Source organism: Burkholderia semiarida, from assembly GCF_029268935.1.
GTDB lineage: Bacteria > Pseudomonadota > Gammaproteobacteria > Burkholderiales > Burkholderiaceae > Burkholderia > Burkholderia semiarida.
Genome location: NZ_JAHLCL010000008.1, coordinates 186386 through 209252, shown reverse-complemented (window position 1 = coordinate 209252; position 22867 = coordinate 186386). Strand labels below are relative to the sequence as shown.

The 22867-nt window shown below is 68.6% G+C and carries 27 protein-coding genes; 14 read left to right on the top strand and 13 right to left on the bottom strand.

All coding sequences use genetic code 11. The features are described 5' to 3' along the window. Positions 1-2: 2 nt before the first annotated feature. From KPB06_RS24225 to KPB06_RS24215, 3 genes are read left to right on the top strand one after another with little or no spacing between them, the layout of a single operon-like run. Positions 3-524, top strand: a complete 522-nt coding sequence (locus KPB06_RS24225) for a nuclear transport factor 2 family protein (protein WP_060967915.1) — start codon at positions 3-5, stop codon at positions 522-524. 31 nt (positions 525-555) lie between these two features. Beyond that, positions 556-1680 carry an amidase gene (locus KPB06_RS24220; protein ID WP_275905980.1) on the top strand — a complete coding sequence of 375 codons (1125 nt, stop codon included), beginning with the start codon at positions 556-558 and terminating at the stop codon, positions 1678-1680. A gap of 59 nt (positions 1681-1739) precedes the next feature. Beyond that, complete coding sequence (locus KPB06_RS24215) at positions 1740-2483, top strand: SDR family NAD(P)-dependent oxidoreductase (protein ID WP_275905981.1); 744 nt, start codon at positions 1740-1742, stop codon at positions 2481-2483. 12 nt (positions 2484-2495) lie between these two features. Here the strand turns inward: KPB06_RS24215 and KPB06_RS24210 are convergent, their stop codons facing one another. Next, positions 2496-3128: a response regulator transcription factor gene (locus tag KPB06_RS24210; RefSeq protein WP_059580100.1), complete on the bottom strand. Its 633-nt coding sequence runs from the start codon at positions 3126-3128 to the stop codon at positions 2496-2498. A 354-nt stretch (positions 3129-3482) separates the two neighbouring features. Here KPB06_RS24210 and hpaC point away from each other — a divergent pair, with 354 nt between their 5' ends. Continuing rightward, positions 3483-4028: a 4-hydroxyphenylacetate 3-monooxygenase, reductase component gene (hpaC, locus tag KPB06_RS24205; protein ID WP_059580098.1), complete on the top strand. Its 546-nt coding sequence runs from the start codon at positions 3483-3485 to the stop codon at positions 4026-4028. 11 nt (positions 4029-4039) lie between these two features. Here the strand turns inward: hpaC and KPB06_RS24200 are convergent, their stop codons facing one another. Together KPB06_RS24200 and KPB06_RS24195 are read right to left on the bottom strand one after the other, a co-directional pair. Next, positions 4040-5299, bottom strand: a complete 1260-nt coding sequence (locus KPB06_RS24200) for a YbfB/YjiJ family MFS transporter (protein ID WP_275905982.1) — start codon at positions 5297-5299, stop codon at positions 4040-4042. A 178-nt stretch (positions 5300-5477) separates the two neighbouring features. Next, positions 5478-6023 (bottom strand): RBBP9/YdeN family alpha/beta hydrolase, encoded by a 546-nt coding sequence (locus KPB06_RS24195; protein WP_275905983.1) that lies wholly within the window; start codon positions 6021-6023, stop codon positions 5478-5480. 116 nt (positions 6024-6139) lie between these two features. Here KPB06_RS24195 and KPB06_RS24190 point away from each other — a divergent pair, with 116 nt between their 5' ends. The 3 genes from KPB06_RS24190 (at position 6140) to KPB06_RS24180 (ending at position 8072) form a co-directional block, all read left to right on the top strand. Continuing rightward, the gene (locus tag KPB06_RS24190; protein ID WP_059580088.1) at positions 6140-6595 is read left to right on the top strand and encodes an Lrp/AsnC family transcriptional regulator; all 456 of its coding nucleotides are present in this window, start codon (positions 6140-6142) and stop codon (positions 6593-6595) included. Between the two features lie 342 nt (positions 6596-6937). Continuing rightward, positions 6938-7060 (top strand): hypothetical protein, encoded by a 123-nt coding sequence (locus tag KPB06_RS24185; RefSeq protein ID WP_006479692.1) that lies wholly within the window; start codon positions 6938-6940, stop codon positions 7058-7060. A gap of 58 nt (positions 7061-7118) precedes the next feature. After that, on the top strand, positions 7119-8072 hold the full coding sequence (locus KPB06_RS24180; RefSeq protein WP_089465401.1) for a CgnE/CgnB domain-containing protein: 954 nt from the start codon (positions 7119-7121) through the stop codon (positions 8070-8072). A 19-nt stretch (positions 8073-8091) separates the two neighbouring features. Here the strand turns inward: KPB06_RS24180 and KPB06_RS24175 are convergent, their stop codons facing one another. Next, a complete protein-coding gene (locus tag KPB06_RS24175; RefSeq protein WP_059580082.1) occupies positions 8092-8601 on the bottom strand; it encodes a GNAT family N-acetyltransferase in 510 nt (169 codons plus the stop codon). A 299-nt stretch (positions 8602-8900) separates the two neighbouring features. Between KPB06_RS24175 and KPB06_RS24170 the strand changes: the two genes are divergently transcribed. Together KPB06_RS24170 and KPB06_RS24165 are read left to right on the top strand one after the other, a co-directional pair. Next, a complete protein-coding gene (locus KPB06_RS24170; RefSeq protein ID WP_275905984.1) occupies positions 8901-9233 on the top strand; it encodes a type II toxin-antitoxin system RelE/ParE family toxin in 333 nt (110 codons plus the stop codon). Next, entirely contained in the window at positions 9230-9559 is a 330-nt protein-coding gene (locus KPB06_RS24165) for a helix-turn-helix domain-containing transcriptional regulator (protein WP_006479699.1), read from the top strand. Before KPB06_RS24170 ends, KPB06_RS24165 begins: the two co-directional genes overlap by 4 nt. A gap of 24 nt (positions 9560-9583) precedes the next feature. Here KPB06_RS24165 and KPB06_RS24160 read toward each other — a convergent pair whose 3' ends face one another. Both KPB06_RS24160 and KPB06_RS24155 read right to left on the bottom strand, forming a co-directional pair. After that, on the bottom strand, positions 9584-11602 hold the full coding sequence (locus KPB06_RS24160) for a VTT domain-containing protein (protein WP_275905985.1): 2019 nt from the start codon (positions 11600-11602) through the stop codon (positions 9584-9586). A gap of 122 nt (positions 11603-11724) precedes the next feature. Next, on the bottom strand, positions 11725-12177 hold the full coding sequence (locus KPB06_RS24155) for a hypothetical protein (RefSeq protein ID WP_099317114.1): 453 nt from the start codon (positions 12175-12177) through the stop codon (positions 11725-11727). A 332-nt stretch (positions 12178-12509) separates the two neighbouring features. Between KPB06_RS24155 and KPB06_RS24150 the strand changes: the two genes are divergently transcribed. Together KPB06_RS24150 and KPB06_RS24145 are read left to right on the top strand one after the other, a co-directional pair. Beyond that, positions 12510-13157 (top strand): response regulator, encoded by a 648-nt coding sequence (locus tag KPB06_RS24150; RefSeq protein WP_059580324.1) that lies wholly within the window; start codon positions 12510-12512, stop codon positions 13155-13157. Beyond that, positions 13154-14953, top strand: a complete 1800-nt coding sequence (locus KPB06_RS24145) for a sensor histidine kinase (RefSeq protein WP_275905986.1) — start codon at positions 13154-13156, stop codon at positions 14951-14953. Before KPB06_RS24150 ends, KPB06_RS24145 begins: the two co-directional genes overlap by 4 nt. Positions 14954-14993: 40 nt before the next feature. Here the strand turns inward: KPB06_RS24145 and KPB06_RS24140 are convergent, their stop codons facing one another. The 4 genes from KPB06_RS24140 to KPB06_RS24125 all read right to left on the bottom strand — a co-directional run bounded on the left by KPB06_RS24140 (position 14994) and on the right by KPB06_RS24125 (position 18124). Then, positions 14994-15293: a type II toxin-antitoxin system RelE/ParE family toxin gene (locus KPB06_RS24140; protein WP_059580066.1), complete on the bottom strand. Its 300-nt coding sequence runs from the start codon at positions 15291-15293 to the stop codon at positions 14994-14996. Beyond that, on the bottom strand, positions 15290-15565 hold the full coding sequence (locus KPB06_RS24135) for a YlcI/YnfO family protein (protein ID WP_059580322.1): 276 nt from the start codon (positions 15563-15565) through the stop codon (positions 15290-15292). The genes KPB06_RS24140 and KPB06_RS24135 overlap by 4 nt, the downstream gene beginning before the upstream one ends. Before the next feature lie 98 nt (positions 15566-15663). Then, positions 15664-16974, bottom strand: coding sequence for an MFS transporter (locus KPB06_RS24130; RefSeq protein ID WP_059580063.1), 1311 nt, complete (start codon positions 16972-16974; stop codon positions 15664-15666). A 124-nt stretch (positions 16975-17098) separates the two neighbouring features. Next, positions 17099-18124 (bottom strand): ABC transporter substrate-binding protein, encoded by a 1026-nt coding sequence (locus KPB06_RS24125; RefSeq protein ID WP_089465396.1) that lies wholly within the window; start codon positions 18122-18124, stop codon positions 17099-17101. Positions 18125-18361: 237 nt separating this feature from the next. On the opposite strand from KPB06_RS24125, the gene KPB06_RS24120 reads away from it, so the two are divergent. Together KPB06_RS24120 and KPB06_RS24115 are read left to right on the top strand one after the other, a co-directional pair. Further along, complete coding sequence (locus KPB06_RS24120; protein WP_059580058.1) at positions 18362-19027, top strand: response regulator transcription factor; 666 nt, start codon at positions 18362-18364, stop codon at positions 19025-19027. Continuing rightward, the gene (locus tag KPB06_RS24115; protein ID WP_089465395.1) at positions 19014-20435 is read left to right on the top strand and encodes a sensor histidine kinase; all 1422 of its coding nucleotides are present in this window, start codon (positions 19014-19016) and stop codon (positions 20433-20435) included. Before KPB06_RS24120 ends, KPB06_RS24115 begins: the two co-directional genes overlap by 14 nt. A 54-nt stretch (positions 20436-20489) precedes the next feature. Here the strand turns inward: KPB06_RS24115 and KPB06_RS24110 are convergent, their stop codons facing one another. Continuing rightward, positions 20490-20939, bottom strand: coding sequence for a hypothetical protein (locus tag KPB06_RS24110; RefSeq protein ID WP_089465394.1), 450 nt, complete (start codon positions 20937-20939; stop codon positions 20490-20492). A 48-nt stretch (positions 20940-20987) separates the two neighbouring features. On the opposite strand from KPB06_RS24110, the gene KPB06_RS24105 reads away from it, so the two are divergent. Then, positions 20988-21236: a DinB family protein gene (locus tag KPB06_RS24105; protein WP_226094124.1), complete on the top strand. Its 249-nt coding sequence runs from the start codon at positions 20988-20990 to the stop codon at positions 21234-21236. 6 nt (positions 21237-21242) lie between these two features. Here KPB06_RS24105 and KPB06_RS24100 read toward each other — a convergent pair whose 3' ends face one another. Continuing rightward, entirely contained in the window at positions 21243-22007 is a 765-nt protein-coding gene (locus tag KPB06_RS24100) for an ABC transporter ATP-binding protein (RefSeq protein ID WP_059580051.1), read from the bottom strand. After that, on the bottom strand, positions 22004-22861 hold the full coding sequence (locus KPB06_RS24095) for an ABC transporter ATP-binding protein (RefSeq protein WP_099317108.1): 858 nt from the start codon (positions 22859-22861) through the stop codon (positions 22004-22006). The genes KPB06_RS24100 and KPB06_RS24095 overlap by 4 nt, the downstream gene beginning before the upstream one ends. Between the last annotated feature and the right edge of the window lie 6 nt (positions 22862-22867).

Here is a 22867-nt window from a genome sequence, read left to right as displayed (position 1 = left end):
CGATGAGCGACCTGACACTCGCCGCGATCGACGCGCTCGCGCGGCGCGTCGCGGCGCTCGACGCCGAGCGCGCGGTGCGCGCGACGATCACCCGGTACATGGCGCTGTGCGACGTACCCGACGATGCGGGCGCGGGCCCGTCGCTGGCCGAACTGTTCACGGCCGACGCCGTGTGGGAAGGCATCGGCCCGCAGTATGCAAAGAAGTTCGGCCGCGTCGAAGGCACCGCCGCGATCGTCGCGATGCTCGGCCGCTATCTGCCGCCCGATCCGCATTTCGCGGCGAATCTGCACTTCCTGACGTCGGAGTCGATCGAGATCGGCGCCGGCCATGCAAGCGCACGCGGCCGCTGGGTCATGCTGCAGGCGTCGCGCTACGCGGACGGCTCGGCCGAACTGATCGCCGCGCGGCTGACCGTCGATTTCGCGCCGGCCGCCAGCGGCTCCGCCTGGCTGATCCGCCATTTCCGCACCGAACGCGTGCTCGACGGCCCGTGGCCGCTCGCCGCCGCGCCACGGTCCTGATGTTTCCCGCCGCTTTCGCACGATACCGACCATGACAGGCTTCATCGACACTTTCACGCTCGGCGGCCCGGGCCCGACGATCGCGATCAAGGACACAATCGATATCGCTGGCCATCCGACCCGCGCGGCGAGCCGCGCGCTCGCCGACGCGCCGCCCGCCGTACGCCACGCGGACGTGGTCCGCCTGCTGCTCGACGCCGGCTGGCAGATCGCCGGCAAGGCGAACATGCACGAGCTCGCGTTCGGCATGACCGGCATCAACGACTACACGGGCACACCCGTCAATCCGCAGGACGCCTCACGCATTCCGGGCGGCTCGTCAAGCGGCTCCGCGTCGCTCGTCGGGGTCGGCGCCGTCGATGCGGCGCTCGGCACCGATACCGGCGGCTCGATTCGCGGGCCGGCCGCCTGCTGCGGCGTGGCCGGGCTCAAGCCCACGTTCGGGCGCGTGTCGCGGCGCGGCGTCGCGCCTGCGGAAACCACGCTCGATTGCGTCGGGCCATTCGCCCGCGACATCCGCACGCTCGTCGATGTGATGGCCGCGATCGCACCGGGCTTCGATCGCGCGCAGGCGACCGCCTCCGTTGAAGGCTGCACGGTCGCTCGACTCGCCGTGGAAGCCGATCCGGCGATCGCCGCCGCGCTCGACGCGGCCGTTCGTGCATCGGGCCTCCGCTCGCACACCGTCGTGCTCGATGCAATGCCGGCCGCGTTCGCTGCGGGGCTCACCGTGATCAACGCGGAAACGTCGCGTGCGTTCGGCCATCTGGTCGCGACCGGCAAACTCGGCGCCGATCTCGATGCACGATTGCGTGCGGCCGCAACGACCGCGCCTGCGGCATTGAAGGAAGCCGAGGCCGTGCGCGCACGCTTCGCCGCGCAGGTCGATGCCGCGCTCGAACACGCGGACGTGCTGGTGCTGCCGACGCTGCCCGCGCTGCCGATCACGCTGCAGCAGGCCCGCGACGGCGTATCGGTGATCGCGATGTCGTCGCTGATCCGGCCGTTCAACCTGAGCGGCCATCCCGCGCTCAGCCTGCCGCTGCCGCTCGCCGGTTCACCGTTGAAGGCCGGCTTGCAGATCGTCGGGCGCAAGGGCGCGGACGAACGGGTCTGCGCGATCGCGGCACACTTCGAAGCGGCGCTGGCCGCATGAACCACGATGCGGGGGCCGCCTTCACCGGCGTGCGCCCACGAACCACGGAACACCACACCATGTCAGACCGAGTCGTCCTCGTCACCGGCGCCGCGCGCGGGCTCGGCGCCGTCATCGCCGAACGCTTCCATGCGGCCGGCTACCGCGTCGCGCTGGCCGACATCGCGGCCGATGCCGTTCATGCGCATGCGCGCGAGCTCGATCCGAGCGGCGAACGCGCGATCGCGCTGCCGCTCGACGTCACGTCGAAACGCGATTTCGAAGCGGCGCGCGATGTGCTCGTCGCGCGCTGGGGCGCGATCGACGTGCTCGTCAACAACGCGGGCGCATCGAAGGTCGTGCCGGCGATGGAGATCACGGCCGAGCAGTTCGACCACGTAATCGACGTGAACCTGCGCAGCGTGCTGTTCGGCTGCCAGGTGTTCGGCCAGTATTTCGCGCGGCGCGGCGCGGGCCGCATCGTCAACATCGCGTCGCTCGCCGGGCAGAACGGCGGCTCGGCCACGGGCGCGCACTATGCGGCCGCGAAAGGCGGCACGCTGACGCTGACCAAGGTGTTCGCGCGCGATCTCGCCGCGCAGGGCGTCACCGTCAACGCGATCTCGCCGGGCCCGCTCGATCTGCCGATCATGTACGAAAGCGTCGCGCCCGACAAGCTGCGTCAGGTGCTCGCGAGCCTGCCGGGCGGCAAGCTCGGGTCGGCCGCTTTTGTTGCGGATGCAGCCGTATTGCTCGCGTCGGGCGACGCGCATTTCGCGAACGGCGCATGCTGGGACATCAACGGCGGGCTGTACATGCGCTGAACGCGCCGAACCTCATCGCGACGGCTCACCGTCGTCGCCCCACACGACCATCACGTCGCGCACGAGCGCGGCGATCGACGTCGCGCCGAGCTTCTCCTTGATGCTCGCGCGATGCACGTCGACCGTCTTCACGCTGATCGACAGATCGGATGCGATCTGCTTGCTGCCCTTGCCGTCCACGACGCCGCGCAGCACTTCTTTCTCGCGCGCGGTCAGCGCATCGAGCCGCTGGCGCAGTTCACGGTGGCGCTGGCTCACCGCATGCCGCTGCTGCGCGAGCCGCAACGCACGCTGCACGCGCTCGAGCATCTGCTGCGAGTTGTACGGCTTCTCGACGAAATCGATCGCCCCGTTCTGCAGCGCGCGCACCGACATCGGAATGTCGCCGTGCCCGCTGACGAAGATCACCGGCAGCGTCGCGCCGCGCGCGTTCAGTTCGGCCTGCACGTCGAAGCCGCTTTTCTCCGGCATCCGCACGTCGAGCACGAGACACGCAGGCAGGTTCACGTCGAAGCGCGCGAGAAAATCGGCGGCGCTCGCGAATCCCTCGGACGCGATGCCGACCGATTCGAGCAACCAGGCGAGCGACGTCCGCATGCCGCTGTCGTCGTCGACGATGTATACGATCGGTGCGGGTGACGTCATCGCGGGGGTCTCGCTGAATATCGGTATCGGTATCGCACGCGCCGCGCGCAACGCCGGTGGCCGGCGTGGCGCAAGCGTCGTTCGCTGGGGGTGTGCGGCACATCATAACGAGCCGAAAACCCGCTGCAAACCCCTGGACGTGCCGCGCGAACGCACAATCGCGGCTTTTTTTGCACGCGGCGGCGCGCGTCTAGGTAGAACCTTTAGACGCGTTGGCAGGAACGCCATCCCGATCGTCAATCGTGCGAATGGTCGGCCGCCTTTTCGCGACGTACGCTTGGGTCATCGTCGGCGATCCGGCGCTGCCCTCGCAGCGCCGCGCGGTTCGCCGCTTTCGTCCAATCAGGAGCGCCCATGTCTTCCACGACCGATATCCAGCGACCGCCGCGCGTCGAACCGACCGACGCGCAGAAGGCCTTCCGCCAGGCGATGGCCCACCTCGGTGCGGCCGTCAACGTGATCACCACCGCGGGGCCGCACGGCCGCTGCGGGATCACCGCGAGCGCCGTGTGCTCCGTCACCGATGCGCCGCCGACGCTGCTCGTGTGCCTGAACCGGTCGAGCGCGATGCACGCGACCTTCGAGCGCAACCGTCAGGTGTGCATCAACGTGCTGCCGGCCGAGCACGAACTGCTCGCGCGACACTTCGCGGGGCTCACCGACCTGCCGATGGAACAACGCTTCCAGCTGCCCGTGTGGGATCGCGGCGAACAGGACGTGCCGGTGCTGCGCGATGCGCTCGCGAGCCTGCAGGGCACGATCGCCGAGATGAAGGAAGTCGGCTCGCACTCGGTGATGTTCATCGAGGCGACGTCGATTCGCGTGCGCGACGACGGCGACAGCCTCATCTACTTCAGCCGTGCATTTCATCGCGTGTCGCGCGCCGCGTGCGTGCGGTGACGTTCGCGCGACTACGCGGACCTGCTGTGCAGCGCGCGCTGCCCGGCCGCGAGCGCGGCGCCCGCGAACAGCGTCAGCGCCGAATACACGAGCCCGCGCGCAAGGCCCGCGCTGTCCGACACCCACCCGATCGCGACCGGCCCCGCGATCTGCCCGAATGCGAAGACCGTCGTGAACGCGCTGATGCCCTTCGCCCAGCCGTTGGGCGGCAGGTTGTGCCGCACGAAGGCCGTCGTCGACGCGACCGCCGACAGGAACGTCGCGCCGAACAGCAAGCCCGACGCGAACGCGGCAGCCGGATGCACGAACAGCGCGGGCATCAGCGTCGCGACGCCGAGCAGCGCGTTGAGCACGGCGAGCGCCTGGCCGCCGCGCATCCGGTCGAGCAACCCCGACCACAACCGCGCGGACACGACGGTCGCGATCCCGAGCATCACGTAGAACGCGGCGACCACCGTGCCGCTCATCCCCGCGCCGCGCAGCAGCGCGACGATGAACGTCATGTAGCCGATATAGCCGACGCCGAACAGGCCGTAGCCGGCCAGCGCGAGCGCGAAGCGCGCCGGGCTCGCGGTCACCGCCGGTTTCGCGCCGTCGGCGTCGGCCTGCGTGACCGGTGCCGCATGTGCCTGCTCGATGCGGCGTGCAGCCGATACGGCCACCGCCGAGAACAGCACGCATGCCGTCGCGAGCGCGAACCACGCGGGTTGCCAGCCGTGCATGCGCGGCACGAGCGTGGCCGGCACGAGCAAAGACGACGCGACGATGCCCCATCCCGTGCCGCCGTAATAAAGGCCGAGCAGCAGCCCCGCGTCGCGCGGCGACGCGGATGCGAGCCGCGCGGCCAGCACGCCGCCGCTGATGAAGATCGATGCGCTGCCGACACCCGTTGCCAGCCGCTGCGCCAGCAGCGCGTGCATGTCCGACGTGAGCCCGCCCGCGGCCATCAGCACGGCGGTCAACGCGCAGCCGGCCGCGAGCAGCGTGCCCGCGCGCCAGCGCCGCGACAGCAGCGGGAATGCCAGCGCGCCGATCAGGTAGCCGGCCGCGTTCGCCGTGTTCAGCGCGCCGGCCTGCGCGAACGTCCAGCCGAGATCGGCCTTCATCGGCGGCAGCAGCAGCGCGTACGAAAAGCGTGCGAGGCCAAGCGCGATCGCGCTGCCGAGCGACAGGCCGATCGCGAGCCGCCATGCGGCCATGCGGCCGGGATCGGTTGCGCCGGCGTCCGGCCGCGAGCGGCCGGCACGCTCCGGTTGCGGCACTGCACGCATCGGGGGTGTCTCCTTCGTTGTTCGATTCCGGGGCTTCCGCCGCCATCGGTCGATCATACTGGAGCCGCCGTGAAACCGGCGCGCGCACGCGGCAAAATCGCGACGGCTGGGGCGCCCGCCCCCCTCTGTCCGACACAACGGCGGGAATAAGCCGAAGGTCGGCCGGCGCTGACCCGCACTACCGCCCGAGTCCGGCCGCAAAAGCCGCAAGCAGGGCGCGCCCTTCCGACCATCCGCCCAACCCGGACGCCGCGTTCAGATGGCCGCGTGCGCCGAGCAGAAGCGGCGTCGCGCCCTGTTCCGTTGCCCATTCGAGCGCGCGCCCGGATGGATCGTAAGGATCGTCCGCGCTCGCGATCGCCAGCACCGGCACGCGCCCGAACGAACGCTTCGGCAGGTTCGCGAACGCGGCGGCGGCAACCGGAAAGCGCGGCCCTTGCGGGTCGGGGGCGGCCACGAGAAACGCGCCGCACACCGCGCGCGCCGACGCGGCATGCCAATGTGCGAACAACAGACAGCCCAGCGAGTGACAAACCACGAGCGGCGGCGCCCCGGCGTTCGCGACGGCCGCGTCCAGCGCCGCCGTCCAGTCGGCCAGGTCGGGCGCCTCCCACGAAGCCGGCGCGATGCGCGCGGCGCCGGGCAACGCCGCCTCCCAGTGGCTCTGCCAATGATCCGGTCCCGAATTGCCGATACCCGGCACGATCACGATCGCTTGCTCCATCACGCCCTCCGTCAACGCAAAGCCCGCAGTGTGACGGGGCGCCGATCGGCATGGAATGGCAAGTCATCGGTTATTGAGCCAGAATGCCGATGAATCAACGGTACCGGAGGACCGTCATGCCGGACGAAGCACTCGATCGCCTGGATCTTGCGATCCTCGAAGCGCTGCAGGAGAACGCGCGGACGCCGCTGTCGGAAGTGGGCAGGCGTATCGGGCTGTCGCAGCCCGCGACGTCGGAGCGCGTCAAGCGGCTGGAAGAACGCGGCATCATCGCCGGCTACGGCGCACGGATCGATCCGGCGGCACTGGGCTTGGGCATGATGGCCATCATCCGGCTGAAAACGACCCACGAGCACATCAAACCGGCGCTGCGCACGTTTGCCGAGATGCCGCATGTGATCGAAGTCCATCGCATGACCGGCGAGGATTGCTTTCTGCTGAAGGTGCTGGTGCCGACACCGGGCCAGCTCGAAACCCTCATCGATGCGATTGCCCGCTTCGGCGCGGTCACGACTTCGCTGGTGCTGCGCTCCGAGCCGACGAAGGCGATCGGCAAGGCGTTGCTCGGATGACGCTCGCATGCGGCTTTCGTCAATGACATAAAGCGCAGCAATTCCGGCAATTGAATCCAAATTAAAAATGATCGAATTCATTTCGGAGATCCAAATTCGATTCACTAAAAAAAGATGCGTGACCCGCCTGTCGTTTTATCCGTTTTTTTCCAATATTTGAACCGCAAACGCCCTTGTTTAGCACGCTTCCGCTAAAAACCTTGCAACGCATTGCTTTCGCAAATTCATCCGACTAATATCGACGCCACTCGTCCGGCATTCACAAAATATCGAACGAGGAGCGGGATTGTTTTTTCCGCGCTTTCATGTTGAATCACTCATGTTCACCACAGGAGAATTGACATGCAGGAAACCCAGCAAATCGAATTGCTTGACTGGATGCAGGAAGACACGCACCCCGAGGCCGTCGACATGATGGTCGAGGACGCCGTGGTGCCGTTCGGCACCGCGCTCTGGCCGGTCTGAGCGGGCCACCCGTTCTCGCGGAAGGGCCGCGGCCCTTCCGCCGCTTCCGGAGATACGCATGCTGAACCTGCACCGCGCGCTCGGTTTTCACCCGGCGCTGCGCGACAAGCTGGCACGCGGCGAATCGGGGAAACTGCTGGTCGGCTACGACGCCCGCAATCGCGACATCGCGTTGCGCGCCTTTTCCGCCCTGCCCGATTCGCTTGACGCGACCACCCTCTGCCTCGAAAGCACCCCACCCGCCGACATCGCCGCCGCACTCGGCGACGCCGACCTGTTCGTGCTGCTGTACGACTCGTCGTGCCTGCCGACGCCTTCTCCGAGCGGGCCGCCGTTCCTCGCCGCGATCCGCCCCGCGATCGTCGAGCACTGGAGCAAATCGGTTTTATTCAAGGATTACGGCCCGCATCTCGACGAGGCGTTCGCCGAATCGCTCGACGACATCGCCGCACGCAACGCCCGGCTGATCGAGGCGGCCGCGCGCGCGTCGCAGATCCGCTTCATCGACGAAGCCGGCAACACGCTGACGGGCTCGCTCGCGCCGGACCAGAAATGGACGAGCGTGGACGGCATGGGCAACCTCGACGTCGTGCCCGGCGAGATCGCGACGCACGTGACCGACCTGAACGGCTCGGTCGTGTTCAGCGGCACGTTTCTCGGCACCGTGCCGTTCGCGATCAAGTACAAGGTGGCCGAGCGGCTCGCGACGCTGCACGTCGAGCACAGCACGATCGTCGATTTCGACACCGACGATGCAGGCTTCCGCCGCGATTTCTCGACCTATCTCGACCGGCACGCGAATCACCGGCGGATCGAGGAATTCGGCATCGGCACGAACCTCGGGATTCGCGGGCTGTACGGCCGCAACGCGGGGTTCGAGGAACGCCACCCCGGGCTGCATCTCGGGCTCGGCGGCGGCGAAAACGGCAGCCACCATCTCGACCTGATCTTCGCGCGCGGCACGCTCGCGCTCGACGAGCGGATCGTGTTCGACGGCGCGTTCGCCGTCTGACGCGGCGGCGATTGCCGGCTCAGGCTTCGGCGGCCGCCGCGTCGCCGAGCCATTTGAACATCACGAAGCAGTCGACGAAGCCGAGCCGCGCGTGACGGTATGCGCGCGGCAGCCGGCCGACGATCTCGAATCCGAGCTTCTGCCACAGCGCGACCGCGACCTCGTTCGTCGCGACCACCGAATTGAACTGCATCGCGAGGAAACCGCGCTCGCGTGCGACCTGCTGCGAGTGTTCGCACATCAGGCGCGCGACGCCGCGTCCGCGCGCGGCCTCGCTCACCATGTAGCCGCAGTTGCACACGTGCTTGCCCGGCCCGGCCGCGTTCGCCTTCAGGTAGTACGAGCCGAGCAGCACGCCGTCCTCCTCGGCGATCCACGTGCAGAGCGGCGCGTCGAGCCACTGTGCGCGCGCCGCTTCCGGCGTCGGCTCCGGATCGAATGCGTAGGTTTCCTGAGCAGCGACGATGGCGCGGTAGGTCGGCCAGAAGCGTGCGAAATCGTCGTCGGTCATCGGGCGGATCGTGATCATGCGGGTTCTCTCGTGCGGGTGATGTCGACAGGCAGGCCAGCGATCGTACCGCGATTCATCGACGCTCGCCGGCGCGCAATGCCGCGCTGCAATACGCGCCCCTCATCACACCATCGACCGTGGCCATTCGGCCGAATCGCCACGCTTCGAACCGGATGAAAGAATGATCTTCGTCCGTGAAGCCGGCATCACTGCCTGAAACCTCGAGCCATGAAGACGCCGCGTGCGTGTCGGCCGCAGCGCCGTCGCGATACGGACCGCCTCGTTCCAGCCACCTTTTTTGTAGCTTATAAGTTACAATGCTTTCCAGGTTCGAACTGCTTCGCTATCAGCGCGACGACGGTCGCGAGCCGTTCACCGAGTGGCTGAACGCCGTGCGCGACAAGCTTGCGCAGGCACGGATTCGCGAACGCCTGCGCCGCGTGCAGACCGGCAATTTCGGCGATTGCGAACCGGTCGGCGAAGGCGTGATCGAACTGCGCATCCACGTCGGTGCCGGCTATCGCGTGTACTTCGGCCGGTACGGCGGTGCGCTGATCCCGCTGTTGTCCGGCGGCGACAAGGGTAGCCAACCCGACGACATCAGGCGCGCGAAGGAACACTGGTCGAACTGGAAACGGAGACAAACATGAACAAGCTCAAAGGCGCGGTATCGCACCACGACGCGGAAGTCGCCGAACTCGGCGCCGACCGCGAACTCGCGGTGGCCTATCTGCGCGTCGCAATGGAGTCGCTCGACGATCCCGACAACCGCGCGGCCGGCCTGCTCGCGCTGCGCACGGTCGCGGAAGCGTACGGCGGGCTCGGCGCGGTCGCGGCCGAGGCCGGCATCAGCCGCGAATCGCTGTATCGCACGCTGTCCCCGAACGGCAACCCGACGCTGAAGACCCTGCTCGCGGTGCTCAAGACCGTCGGCCTGCGCCTGTCCGTCGTTCCCGCACAGCCGTCGCACGCGTAACGGGCGCACGTCACGCCTGCCCGCTCACGGCCTGAACATCCATACGAGCAGCATCTCGCCCGGCGCGGCCGTCATCCCCGCCGGGCGATGCTCGATCGTCGGCTCGACCGCCAATGCCTGCGCGATCGCCGCCGCATCGTCGATCGTCGTCGTGCGCACGAACGTCATCAGCCGCGCCGGCCGGCGCAGCGTCTCGCGATACAGCGCGCCGTACCACAGCGGGCGCATGCCGAGCGCGTCCTGCAGCACGTACGGATAACGCCAGAGCCGCAGCACGAAGCGGCTGTCCGGGTGGGCCGGATCGACGCGGACGAACACGCGCCGCGTGCTTTCGCCATGCGTATAGCGCGGCAGCACCGGCAGCGCATCGGCCGGCGCCTGCGGCAACAGCCAGCGCAGCGCGGTGGCCGGCGACCAAGGCGTCGCACGCTGCCAGCCGGCCTGCGCGAGATGGCGGTCGAGCGTGTCCGACGTCACGCTCCATTGCAGCGGCAGATACTCCTCGCGGTCGCCGCCGATCTCGGTGCGCCGCGTCGGCACGCGCTGCCACCCGCCGCGCCGCCACTGGTCGACCGTCATCGCGACCACGTCGCCGGCATGCGGGCGCGATGCGCGATCGATCTGCCATTGCGCGGGAACCGTCCATACGCCGGCCGTCGCAAGCACGACCACCATCGCGACGAGCGCGCCTCTCGGCTGCACGTGCTCGCGCACGCGCCAGTACGCGTAGGCGCCGGCGAGCAACGCGAACCACGCGAGCCCGAGGCTCCAGCCGCCCAGCAAACCCGACAACCAGGTATCGCCCACGTACAGCCGCGCAAAACCGCCGAGCACGATCCACAGCACGACCGCCGTCACGACCGGAATGCGCCACGGCGCGGGCCGGTCGCGCGTCAGCACCCAGCCGAGGCCGCTGCTCGCGAGGATCGCGAACGCGGCATCGGCATCGGGCAGCGGCACGTGCGGCGCGCCGGGCGGCAGGCTCGCCGGCGTCGCGCCGGGCACGCTCGCGCCGAACACCGGCACGAGCACGACGGCGACGCCGACCGTCGCGAGCCACCATGCAGCCGTCAGCCAGCAGCGATGGATCATCAGCCAGACGAGAAATGCGGCCGCGACGATCAGCCCTGTGTCGTGCCCGTGCAGCACGGCGAGCGCGCTCATCGCGGCGTCGACGGGCGGCGTGCGCAGGTTCTGCAGGAACGCGTACAGCGCGATGTCCGCATGCATCAGCGGGTCGTTCGCGACGACGTCCCGCACGATTCCCGCGAACAGCCACACGCAGCCGATGAACAGCAGCGCGAGCACGGGCACCGCGCCCGGCAACGCGCGCAAGCGGGCGATCGCGCCGTGCAATTGCGCGCCGACCCGCGGCCAGCGGTGCGCGCCTGCGTGCACGGCGTCGGCGAGCGCACGGCGCAGCAGCGGCCAGCCGCGCCGCAGCGCGACGCGCACGCCGATCCATACCAGCGCGACCAGCGCGGCCACGACCAGCAGGATGGCGGCGACCCGCACGCTGATCGCCGCGGCCAGTGCGGCCGATGCGCCGAACAGAATGCCGGGCGCGACGTGCACGGGCGCCCACACGAGTGCCGAGATCACGTTGACCGGATAGAACGACCGGCGCGGCAGCGTCGCGCAGCCGACGACGACCGGCACCACCGCCCGCACCGGCGCGAGAAAGCGCGCGAGCACGATGCTCTTGATGCCGTGACGCAACACGAATTCCTCGCCGCGCGCGTACGCGCTCGCGTAGCCGAAGCGCACCCATGCGTTGCGGATCATCCCGCGGTAACGTCGCCCGAGTTCGTAGCTGATCCCGTCGCCGATCACCGCGCCGACGGCCGCGACGCCGATCGTCGCCCATGCATCGAGCGCGCCCGCGCCGATCAGCGCGCCGGCCGCGAACATCACGGCGCCGGCCGGCACGACCGTGCCGATCAGCGCGATCGCCTCGGCGCACGCGGCCACGAATACGATGGCCAGCACGAGCAGCGGATGCGCGCCGATCGCGCCGATCCACGCATGGATCGTGTCGCTCATCGCACACTCCCGAGCGGGGCGGCCCGGTGTGCGAACGCCGGGCCGGCAGGGGCATTGGATACGTTCATCGCAACATGTACACGCTCGCGCCGCCGGCGGGGTTCAGGGGGCAGGGTTGCGTCTCAATCGAACTCGTGCTGCCGCGCGTCGGCCTCGAGCGGCGCATCGTGGTAGCCGACCGTCGCGATCTCGCGCAGGTAGCGCGCAAGAAACGCGCCGATCGAGCCGGCGGCCTCGTATTGATGTACGTGACGGAATTCATGGGTCAGCAGGCGGCGCGTGTCGTGCCCGCGCAGCACGTACACCGCATGACCGAGCGTGAGGCCGATCGTCCCGGGCGACAGCAGCCCGGCCTCGCGGGCGATCTCGGCAAGCGTTGGCGTATCGGGAAACGGCATGCGATCGACCGCCACCACGCGAATGAGGTCCGGCTGCACGACGCCCACCGCGCGCGCATCGTCGGCTTGCGCCGGCGTCAGCGGCGCGCCCCGCGCGAGCCCGCTCGCCGCCTCGGCTTCGGCCCAGGCGAGCGCGGCGGGCAGCGCGGACGGCAGGATATCGGCCAGGTCGATCATCGCGGGCTCCCCGGTTCGCGCAGTGGCATCGCGCACCAGTTTAGTCCCGATTCGGCACGGTTCGCGGGGCGGTTGCGGCGACGGCGCGCCGGGCCGCGTCGGACGTCACGATCCCCCCGGGAATACCCTGATTCGCCCGGGCTGGGGCCGTGCCATTCCGCGTGAATTATTTCGTGTCGGTGGGCATTTCGCGACCCACCATCCTGAAAATTTCGCGAACGAGTACCGTTTTCGGGTTCGGGGGCATATATTGGTCAGAAGAACGGCCGCGGCAACACCCGGACAGCAACGACAGCAGCGCGCGGCGTCATCCCGAAGAGGACCGCTGGAAGATGATCAGGGTAATTCTGGCTGACGATCACGCAGTCATGCGGGACGGACTGCGTCACATCCTGGAAACGGCCGGCGGTTTCGAGATCGTCGGCGAGGCGAGCGACGGCTCGGGCACGCTCGCGCTGGCCGAGCGCGCCGCCGCCGACGTGCTGCTGCTCGACCTGTCGATGCCCGCCCCCACCGGCATCGAGCTGATCCGGCTGGTCAAGCGCCAGGCGCCGTCGCTGCGCACGCTCGTGCTGACGATGCACGCGGAAACGCAGTACGCGGCACGCGCATTCAAGGCCGGCGCCATCGGCTATCTGACGAAGGACAGCGCAACCGCCGAGCTCGTCGAGGCCGTCGGCAAGGTGGCGGCGGGCGGCGTCTACGTGAGCCCGTCCGCGGCCGAAAGCCTCGCTCGCACGTTGCGGGCGCCGGCTCATGCCCTGCCGCACGAGCGACTGTCCGCGCGCGAGCTCGACGTGATGCGCCGCATCGTCACGGGCCGGACCGTCACGCAGATCGCGTGCGAACTCGCGCTGAGCGCGAAGACGGTCAGCACGTACAAGACGCGGATCCTCGAGAAGATGGCGCTGCCGCACGAAGCCGCGCTGATCCGCTACGCGGTGCGCCACGATCTCGACCTCGGCACCGACGACGCATGACGGCCGCCTTCCCCCTCCCGCCCACCCCGCCGCCGTCGGACGACGACGGTCCGGATACGTCGCGCCTGTTCATGTCGTCGCTGCCGCCTGGCCGACGCGAGCGGCGGCTCGCGCTCGCGACGGTGCTCGTCTCGGCCGTGATCTTCGCCGCGCTCGCGCCGTTCGCAGCGATCCCGCTCGCGCCGGGCTGGGCGTTCATTCCCGTGTACCAGTCGGCGATCGTCGTCAACGACATGGTGACGGCCGGCCTGCTGCTCGGCCAGTACGCGATCCTGCGCGAGAAGCCGCTGCTCGTGCTGGCGGGCGCTTACCTGTTCACGGCGTTCATGGCCGGCACGCACATGCTGACCTTCCCCGGCCTGTTCGCGCCCACCGGCCTGCTCGGCGCCGGCGAACAGACCACCGCATGGCTGTACCTGTTCTGGCATGGCGGCTTTCCGCTGTCGGTCGCCGCGTACGCACTGCTGCGCGCGACCTCGCGCGGCCGTGCGGTCCCGGCCCCGCAGCGTCGCGCGGCGATTCCGGTCGTCCTCTGCATCGCGGCCGCAGGCGGCGCGACGGTCGCGCTCGCGCTGCTCGCGACCGCCGGCCACGACCTGCTGCCGCGCATCATGAGCGGCAACCGGATGACCGCGACGATGACGAAAGCGATCACGGCCGTCTGGGGGTTGAACCTGGTCGCGCTGATGCTGATGTGGCGGCAGCGGCGGCGCCATTCCGTGCTCGACCTGTGGGTGATGACGGTGCTCGTCGCGTGGCTGTTCGACATCGCGCTGTCGTCGATGCTGAACCACGGGCGCTTCGATCTCGGTTTCTATGCGGGGCGCGCGTACGGTCTCGTTGCATCGGGCGTCGTGCTGTTCGCGATGCTGTTCGAAAACGGCCGGCTGCATGCGCAGACGGTGCGCGCACTGGCGGGCGCCCGCTACCAGCATCTGCTCGTCGCGCAGAAAAGCGCGCAGTTGAACGACGCGAACGAACGGCTCGAACAGCGCGTCGCCGCGCGCACCGCGCAACTGAGCGCGTCGAACCGCGACCTGCGGCGCGAAGTCGAGGAGCGCGTGCGTGCCGAGCGGGCGCTGCAGGCATCGCGCGAGGAGCTGCGCGAGATCGCGGCGATCAGCGCCAGCGCGCGCGAAGCCGAGCAGCGCCGCATCGCGCGCGAACTGCACGACGAACTGGCGCAGTCACTCGCGGCGCTGAAGAACGACCTCGAATGGCTGATCGACCGCGTGCCGCAGGACGACGCGTCGCTCGCACGCAAGATCGCGGCGATGCATACGCTCGCACGCGGCGCGGTGGCCGCGACGCGCCGCATCGCGTCCGACCTGCGCCCGCTGATGCTCGACGATCTCGGCTTCGCGGCGGCGATGCAATGGCTCGTGGAGGATTTCCGGCACCGTCACGGGATCGCCTGTTCGCTGCACGTCGAGCCGCCCGAGCTGCAACTCGACGAGCCGTATGCGACGGCCGTGTTCCGCATCGCGCAGGAAGCGCTCGCGAATGTCGCGCGGCACGCGGCCGCGTCGCACGCGGCCGTCGAGCTCGTGTGCGGCGGCGAAGCGATCGCGCTGACGATACGCGACGACGGCGCGGGGTTCGATCCCGCGGTGCCGCGCAAGTCGAGTTCGTTCGGGCTGGTGGGGTTGCGCGAGCGCGCGTATCTGGTCGGCGGCACGCTGCGGATCGCGACGACGCTCGGCGAAGGCACGACGGTGGAGGTGGATATTCCGGTGGCGTCCGTGCATGCGGCGATTGTGCATGAAGGACCCGGCGCGTTGCGGACGAAAGGCTAAAGCGGTCAAAGCAACGGTAGCGGGATGCTGCCGCGAGGGGTCAGTGGTAGTCCTCTTCGCGCTGATGCCGAACGGCCAAGACCGTGACTTGTTCTGCACTTTCGATCTCGAACAGGAGCACATAGCCTGACGTGCCGAAGGAAACGATGAGTTCACGCAGGAAGGGATTGCTCGCATCCAGCTTGCGGCAGGTAAACGGAAACAATCGCAACATGGCCACACCTCGTTCGATCGCTTCCAACGCCCTCGCTGCCGCTTCCTCATCACGTTCGACGAGATATCGATACAGTCGCACCAAGTCTTCGCGCGCCGCACGCGTATATCTGACTTGGTAACTCAATCCGCCGCCTTCTTCGAACGAGCCGCTTTCAGCATGGACTCGAGCTCGCGCTGAACGTCGGCGGCATCGATGTATTCGCCCGTGCGTCGCGCCTCGTCGCGAGACGCCAAACCTCGTGCGACGAACTCGCGCTGCAAGCGTCGCCGAGCGATGCCATCACGCAACGCCGACTCCATGAACGCAGAGAGCGTCTCGTTTTCCGCAAGAACTGATTCCGCTTCCTCGCGCAACTGCGGATCGACTCGCAGCGCGGGCATCGTGGCCGTTTTCATCGCACCCTCCATGCATTACATATGTAATACATGGTAGCACATCGGCCCGAATCGACGACAGTCGACCGTTCGTTCTAGTCGAGCTGTCGACGGAACGCTCACGCCCGTGCCGCCACCATCCCCCGCTCCGAGCGCGTCCACGCGACCAGCGCGCCGACGCCGAGCAGCGCGAGGCACACGATCGGCACGATCATCGGCCCGAACGCGGTGCCCGTCATCTTGCCCGCGAACGGCATCAGGTTCTGGCTGAAGAAGCCGCCGAGGTTGCCGATCGAGTTGATCGCCGCGACGCTCGCGGCCGCCCGCGCGCCGGTGAAGTAACGCGGCGGCATCGACCAGAAGCACGGATACAGCAGCGGGATGCACGCGCCGCCGAGCACCAGCGCGATGAAGCGCAGCGGCGTCGACGGCAGCACGAGGCTCAGCAGGAAGCCGAGCGCACCGAGCGCCGCGACGATCGCGATCGTGCGCAGGATGCTCTTCGCGCGGCGCAGCTTCGCCGGCAGCCACACCAGCAGCACCACCGCCAGCGCCCACGGCAGCATGCTCAGGAAGCCGTTCGTCGCGCTCGACACGCCGAACGATTTCACGAGCGTCGGCAGCCAGTACGTGACGCCGTACAGCGACGTCGACATCAGCATGTAGGTCGCCGCGAACAGCATCACGCGCGGATCGAGCAGCGCCTTCCACGGCTGCCCGTGCTCGGCCTGCGCCGGCTTCTCGCGCTCCAGCGCGGCCGCGACGATCTGCTTCTCGCGCTCGTCGAGGAACGGCGCTTCGCGGAACGACGCGGGCAGCACGCGGAACACGACGATCGCGACGATCACGGCCGGAATGCCCGTCGCGACGAACACCCACTGCCAGCCCGCGAGCCCCCATACGCCGTTCAGGCTCAGCAACACGCCGCCGACCAGCGAGCCGAGCATGTTCGCCAGCGCGCTGCCGAGCGTGAAGATGCCGAGCACCTTCGCGCGGTAGCTCTGCGGGAACCACAGCGTCAGGTAGTAGATCACGCCCGGATAGAAGCCGGCCTCGGCGATGCCGAGCAGGAAGCGCAGCGAGCAGAACGCGGGCATCGACGTGGTGAAGCCCATCAGCACCGTGATGAGCCCCCACGTCAGCATGATCCGCGCGAGCCATACGCGTGCGCCGTAACGATGCAGCGCGAGCGTGCTTGGCACCTCGAACAGCAGGTAGCCGATGAAGAACAGCGACGACGCGAGCCCGAACGCGGCTTCCGTCATCCCGAGGCTGTGCACCATCTGCAGTTTCGCGAAACCGACGTTCTGCCGGTCGATGAACGCGATCAGGAACATCACGACGAGGATGGGCAGCAGGCGCCGCGCCATCTTCGACATGATGCGCTGTTCTTCGGCGGACGCGGGGTCCAGGGTGTCGGTAGCGTTCACTTCAGGCTCCTTCGTGAATCGGTTGCGTATCGGTTGAATCGGCGGGTTGAATCGGCGCCGCGCGGAACGAGCGCGCCGGCGCCACGTGGTTCGATGAATGGAATCGGCTCGCGGCCCGCGTGGCTCAACCCGACCGGTAGTCGTCGAGCATCGGCGCGAACATCTCGTGCCACGCGCGCGGCTTGGCCTTGATCGTGCCGGCGAGGTACAGGAATTCGACGTAGTCCATCAGCTGGTTCGGCCGCACCGAGAAGCGCGTGTCGGGCGCGGCCAGCATGCGCATCACGTCGTCGTGCGACACGCCGACGCCGGACGACGCCGCATAGAGCGCCGCCGCCGCGCGCGGGTCCTGCGCGATCAGGCGGTTCGCTTCGTCGAGCGCGCCGAGAAACGCCGCGGCCAACGCGGGCTCCGCATCGACGAGCCGCTTCGGCGCGAACACGACGTCGAGCGTCATCGGCCCGAGCACGTCGACCGAGCTCACCACGCGATGGATGCCCGGCTGCCGCAATTCGAGCGTCGAGAACGGCGGCGACGTGAAGTGCGCGGTCACGCCGTGCTCGCGGCGGATCAGCGCCTGCATCGCCTGCGGATGCGGCAGGTTCACGGTGATCGAATCGAGCTGCGCGAAATGCGTGGGGCCGAGCTGCCGGCTCGCGACCATCTGCAGTACGACCGCCGACAGCGACGTGCGGATGCCCGGCACCGCGATCCGGTCGGACGGCGTGAAATTGCGCAGCGACACGAGACCCGGCCGGTTCGCGTTCAGCGACAGCGACGTGGTCGACAGCCCGCTGATGCCGATCACCTCGACATTCGGAATGCCGCGCGCCCGCGCCCACAGCTCGATGAAACCCGGCGCGCCGGCGCCCGCGAAATCGAGCGTGCCGGCCATCATCGCGTCGTTGACGGAATTGCCGCCGTCGAGCAGCACCCATTCGACCGCGACGTCGCGCACGCCGTGGCGCGCCGCATGCCGCTCGAACAGCCGCTGCTTCTCCATCACGAGCAGCGGCAGGTACAGCACGCCATAGCCTTTCGAGATCCGCACCGTGCGCGGTTTCGCGCGCACGAGCGCCGGGGCCCCGAGCGCGCCCAGCACGCCGAGGCCGGCGGCGATCAACGCGCGGCGGCGCGGCGACGTCGTCATGCGCGCACCGCCGCGCGGCGGACGGCCAGCGGCGACGCGCCGGCCGGCGTGGCGCGGCGGCGCGCGTTCGTCGTGCCCGTGACATGCTGCATGTTGCCGTCTCCTTGAATATTTCTGGTATTAATGCCGTCCTTGCATCCTGCTTCCGGCTCGACACAGGTTATCGGGCGAGTCTGAGAAAATGCTGACATCCCGTCCCCGGGAAAACCCCTAATCCACCTACCTGCAAACGGCACCATGCGCATTCTCGTCGTGGAGGACGATGCCGAAATCGGCGCGGCGATCCGCAGCCGTCTCACGCGGCTCGGCCATGCCGTCGATCTCGAAACCGACGGCTCGACCGCGAACGGGCTGCTGCGCGTCGAGCGCTTCGATCTCGTCGTGCTCGATGCGAACCTGCCCGGCATGGACGGCTTCACGGTGCTGCGCAACCTGCGCGCGGCCGGCAGCACGACGCCCGTGCTGCTCGTCACCGCGCGCTCGGCGATCGACGACCGCGTGAGCGGCCTCGGCCTCGGCGCCGACGACTACCTCGTGAAGCCGTTCGACTACCGCGAGCTCGACGCGCGCGTGCAGGCGCTCTTGCGCCGCAACAGCGGCCACGCGAACGACGTGCTGACGCTCGGCGGCCTCGTGATCGACCGCAGCAGCCGTCTCGCGGAACTCGACGGCCAGCCGCTGTCGCTGTCGCGCCAGGAATTCGCGCTGCTCGAAATCCTCGCGAGCCGTCCGCAGCGCATCTTCTCGAAGGAAGAACTGCTGAACCAGTTGTTCAGCTTCGGCAACGAGCCCACGGCGAACGCGGTCGAGCAATACGTGACGCGCGTGCGCAGGAAGCTGCAGGGCAGCTCGGTCGAGATCCGCACCGCACGCGGGATGGGGTATCAGATTGCCGCGCACTGACTGGTTCCCGAGGACGCTGTTCGGGCGCACGCTGCTGTTCATCGCGCTCGTCGTCGCGACCGGCGCGCTCGCGCTCGCTGCGATCGCGCGCTACTACGCGGGCGTCGCGGCCGAACGCGCGTACGACCAGTTGCTGGCGGGCGCGTCGATCCAGGTCGCGGAAAACCTCTACGTGCAAGGCGGCGTGCTCGCGCTGAATCCGCCGGTCGCCGCGCTGTCGACGCTGTCGCGCTACGACCTCGTCTACTACAAGGTGGTCGATTCGCGCGGCGTCGTCGTGGCCGGCTATCACGATCTCGCGAGCCCCGCGACACTCGCCGCCGCGAAGCAGGGCCCCGCGTTCGCGAACGCCGTCTACCAGGGGCACCAGGTCCGCACCGCGACGATCGCACGCTACATGCCGGAGGAAAGCACGCCGGGCTGGGCGCTCGTGACGGTTGCCCAGACCACCAATGCGCGCCAGCAACTGACGAACGACATGAGCATCAAGGTATGGACGCTGATCCTGCTGATGAGCGTGCTCGCGATCGGTGCGAGCGGCCTCGCGATCCGGCGCGGCCTGCGCCCGCTCGCGCGGATCGGCGCGATCATCGCCGCACGCGACCCGGCCGACCTGCGGCCGGTGGCCGTCGATACGCCGAGCGAGATCGACGCGATCATCGGGTCGATCAACGGGTTGATGCGGCGGCTCGCCGAGCGGATCAACGCGATGCAGCGCTTCATCGCCGACGCCGCGCACCAGATGCGCACGCCGCTCGCGCGGCTCGACGCGCAGATCGAGCTGCTCGACGGCGAATCCGATCCCGCGCGTCACGCGGCACGGCTCGATGCGCTGCGTGCGACCTCGTCGGACGTCGGCCGGCTCACCGGGCAGTTGCTCAATCACGCGATGGTGATTCATCGCACCGAGGCCGTGCCGCTGCAACCGGTCGACCTCGTCGCGCTCGCGAAAGAAGTGCTGGGCCGCACGATTCCGCTCGCCGGCGAACGCGACGTGGCGGTTGCGTTCGCGAGCGACGCGCCGCATGCGTGGATCGACGGCGACGCGATCAGTCTTCAGGAAGCGCTGTCGAACGTGCTGCACAACGCACTGCTGCACGGCCATGCGGACGACATCGTCGTGTCGGTCGCGACCATGGGTAACGCGGATCAGGCGGTGACGCTGACCGTCACCGACAACGGGCGCGGGATACCGCGCGAGCACTGGGACGCGGCGTTGCAGCCGTTCGTGCGGATCGCGCCGGACGGCAGCGAGCGGCGCACGGGGTCCGGCCTCGGGCTCGCGATCGTGCAGGAAGTGATGAAGGCGCACGGCGGGCGCGTGGGGTTCGCGTTTCCCGAGGCGGGCGGGTTCGCGGTGGTGTTGACGTTTCCGCGTGCGGTGACGGCGCACGCAAGCGACACTTAGGCAACGGCATCCGGCGCAGGCACGCTCCGTTGAACGCCACCGGGCGACACGCGTTCAGCCGTCGCTGTCCCGACCGTCGTCGGCGTTTCGCCGCGCATGCCGCGCCACCAGTTGGTCCAGTTCGTCATACTGGCGGTCGCAGAACAACCGGCACAACGTATCGACGTCCACGCGCTTCCTCACGTCGATCGTCTCGACGTGCTGCTCCAGCTTGCCCTTGCCGATGCCGAAGAGCCCCTTCTTCATCCGCATGGACACCGCATTCAGCTGGAAGCCGTCCGAATGCGCATCCGTCAATGCCGTCACCCACAGCTCGCGCTGATCGTCGGCATGCTGCAACACGAGCGCCGGTAGCGGGCCGTCCTGCGTCTCGTTCCATTCGATGTGCTGGGCCGCCCAAGGAAACGCCTCGAACGCATGAACGAACGACGCGTAGTCGGTCGCGCCCTGCTGATCGAGCTGATTGAAATCGTAGCCGACTCTCTGGATGGAATAGGTCAACATGGCGCGGCAACCCCGTGGCGTTCGAGATCAGGAGATCGTCAATCTACCGTGAATTTCGGTATCGGTGACGATTTTTCTGGGCGGCTCATGCGCGAAGAGATGCTGACCCATGTCGTCACGCACGGCGGCTATCATCGCGGCGAAGCGGGCAGACTGATGATTCAGGCGGCCGCGCTCTCGGCACAGCATATCGAACTCCCTTGGGATACCTACGCGGTTCACTTGCATCGGACAGAACCCGACCGACGGCTGCAAGGCAAGGTCGACGACGCGAACCCGCCGAATGCCGGGCGGTGAAACGCCCTACGCCGCCACCGCCTCCCCACCGAGATACGCATCGCGCACGCGCTCGTCGTCGAGCAGCGTTTTCGCGGGCCCTTCCAGCACCACCCGCCCCGTCTGCAGCACGTACCCGTAGTGCGCGATTTCCAGCGCGAGGCTCGCGTTCTGCTCGACCATGAACACCGTCACCCCTTGCGTGTTGATCGCGTCGATCAGTTCGAGCACCTTGTCGACGTAGAGCGGCGACAGCCCCATCGTCGGCTCGTCCATGCAGATCAGTTTCGGCCGCGCCATCAGTGCGCGCGCCATCGCAAGCATCTGTTGCTCGCCGCCCGACAACGTGCCCGCACGTTGCGTCAATCGTTCTCGCACACGCGGAAACAGGTCCAGCACGCGCTCATAGTCCTCGGCCACCGCCGCGCGATCGCCGCGCGTGTACGCGCCCATCAACAGGTTCTCGCGCACGCTCATGTCGCCGAACAGCCGCCGCGCTTCGGGCACGGCCGCGATCCCGCGCCGCACGCGCTGCGGCGTCGCGAGCGCGGTCACGTCGTCGCCGTCGAAACGCACGACGCCGCGGCGCGGACGCATCAGCCCGAGAATCAGCTTCATCGTCGTCGACTTGCCGCTCGCGTTGCCGCCGAGCAGGCTGACGATCTGCCCACGGGCGACTTCGAAGTTCACGTCGAAGTGCACCTGCACGGGCCCGTAGAACGTGTCGAGGTGTTCGAGTTTCAGCAGCGCGTCGGTCATGGTCGTATCAGGCACGGAAGATTGCACGGTCATGCGGCCGCCTGCGTGGTATGGTCCGCCGGCGCACCGCCCGCGTGGCGGCGACCGAGATAGGCCTCGATCACGCGCGAATCGTGCCGCACGTCGCGCGGCGCGCCTTCGGCGATCTTCACGCCGTTATCGAGCACCATCACGCGGTCGGACACGCGCATCACGAGTTCGAGCTTGTGCTCGATCAGCAGGATCGTCAGTCCGCGTGCCTTCAGCGACTGGATCAGTTGGAGCATCTCGGCCGTCTCCGTCTCGTTCATCCCGGCCGTCGGCTCGTCGAGCAATAGCAGGCGCGGATGCAGCGCGAGCGCGCGACCGATCTCCACGCGCCGCCGGTTCGCGTACGACAGGCTGTGCGCCGGATGATCGATGCGCGGCGTAAGCCGTTCGCCGAAGCCGGCAATGATGTCGCGCGCTTCTTCACGCAAAGCGGCTTCCTCGCGCCGCACCGACGCGGGCCGCACGAGCGCGCGCAGCACTTCGGCCGCCGCGCCGAGCGCCGGCCAGCCCGGCCGCGCCGCACGCAGCCGCGCATGTGCGCCGATCAGCACGTTGTCGAGCACGCTCAGGTTGCCGAATACACGGCCGTGCTGGAACGTGCGCGCGATGCCGAGCGCCGCGAGCCGTTCGGGCGCGGTGCCGGTGATGTCGCGGCCGTCGAACGTCACGCGGCCGGCATCGGGCCGGTCGGCGCCCGCGATCAGGTTGAACAGCGTCGATTTGCCCGCGCCGTTCGGGCCGATCACGCTGAGCAGTTCGCCGTCGGCGAGCGTCAGGCTCGCGCCGTCGAGCGCGGTCACGCCGTCGAAGCGGCGCGTCAGGCCCTGCACGTCGAGCAGGGGTCGAGTCGTCATCATCGCATT

Bases quoted from the DNA above. Each gene is read 5' to 3' on its own strand.
- KPB06_RS24225 (WP_060967915.1), top strand. From the start codon at position 3: ATGAGCGACCTGACACTCGCCGCGATCGACGCGCTCGCGCGGCGCGTC.
- KPB06_RS24220 (WP_275905980.1), top strand. From the start codon at position 556: ATGACAGGCTTCATCGACACTTTCACGCTCGGCGGCCCGGGCCCGACG.
- KPB06_RS24215 (WP_275905981.1), top strand. From the start codon at position 1,740: ATGTCAGACCGAGTCGTCCTCGTCACCGGCGCCGCGCGCGGGCTCGGC.
- KPB06_RS24210 (WP_059580100.1), bottom strand. From the start codon at position 3,128: ATGACGTCACCCGCACCGATCGTATACATCGTCGACGACGACAGCGGC.
- hpaC (WP_059580098.1), top strand. From the start codon at position 3,483: ATGTCTTCCACGACCGATATCCAGCGACCGCCGCGCGTCGAACCGACC.
- KPB06_RS24200 (WP_275905982.1), bottom strand. From the start codon at position 5,299: ATGCGTGCAGTGCCGCAACCGGAGCGTGCCGGCCGCTCGCGGCCGGAC.
- KPB06_RS24195 (WP_275905983.1), bottom strand. From the start codon at position 6,023: ATGGAGCAAGCGATCGTGATCGTGCCGGGTATCGGCAATTCGGGACCG.
- KPB06_RS24190 (WP_059580088.1), top strand. From the start codon at position 6,140: ATGCCGGACGAAGCACTCGATCGCCTGGATCTTGCGATCCTCGAAGCG.
- KPB06_RS24185 (WP_006479692.1), top strand. From the start codon at position 6,938: ATGCAGGAAACCCAGCAAATCGAATTGCTTGACTGGATGCAGGAAGAC.
- KPB06_RS24180 (WP_089465401.1), top strand. From the start codon at position 7,119: ATGCTGAACCTGCACCGCGCGCTCGGTTTTCACCCGGCGCTGCGCGAC.
- KPB06_RS24175 (WP_059580082.1), bottom strand. From the start codon at position 8,601: ATGATCACGATCCGCCCGATGACCGACGACGATTTCGCACGCTTCTGG.
- KPB06_RS24170 (WP_275905984.1), top strand. From the start codon at position 8,901: ATGCTTTCCAGGTTCGAACTGCTTCGCTATCAGCGCGACGACGGTCGC.
- KPB06_RS24165 (WP_006479699.1), top strand. From the start codon at position 9,230: ATGAACAAGCTCAAAGGCGCGGTATCGCACCACGACGCGGAAGTCGCC.
- KPB06_RS24160 (WP_275905985.1), bottom strand. From the start codon at position 11,602: ATGAGCGACACGATCCATGCGTGGATCGGCGCGATCGGCGCGCATCCG.
- KPB06_RS24155 (WP_099317114.1), bottom strand. From the start codon at position 12,177: ATGATCGACCTGGCCGATATCCTGCCGTCCGCGCTGCCCGCCGCGCTC.
- KPB06_RS24150 (WP_059580324.1), top strand. From the start codon at position 12,510: ATGATCAGGGTAATTCTGGCTGACGATCACGCAGTCATGCGGGACGGA.
- KPB06_RS24145 (WP_275905986.1), top strand. From the start codon at position 13,154: ATGACGGCCGCCTTCCCCCTCCCGCCCACCCCGCCGCCGTCGGACGAC.
- KPB06_RS24135 (WP_059580322.1), bottom strand. From the start codon at position 15,565: ATGAAAACGGCCACGATGCCCGCGCTGCGAGTCGATCCGCAGTTGCGC.
- KPB06_RS24125 (WP_089465396.1), bottom strand. From the start codon at position 18,124: ATGACGACGTCGCCGCGCCGCCGCGCGTTGATCGCCGCCGGCCTCGGC.
- KPB06_RS24120 (WP_059580058.1), top strand. From the start codon at position 18,362: ATGCGCATTCTCGTCGTGGAGGACGATGCCGAAATCGGCGCGGCGATC.
- KPB06_RS24110 (WP_089465394.1), bottom strand. From the start codon at position 20,939: ATGTTGACCTATTCCATCCAGAGAGTCGGCTACGATTTCAATCAGCTC.
- KPB06_RS24100 (WP_059580051.1), bottom strand. From the start codon at position 22,007: ATGACCGTGCAATCTTCCGTGCCTGATACGACCATGACCGACGCGCTG.
- KPB06_RS24095 (WP_099317108.1), bottom strand. From the start codon at position 22,861: ATGATGACGACTCGACCCCTGCTCGACGTGCAGGGCCTGACGCGCCGC.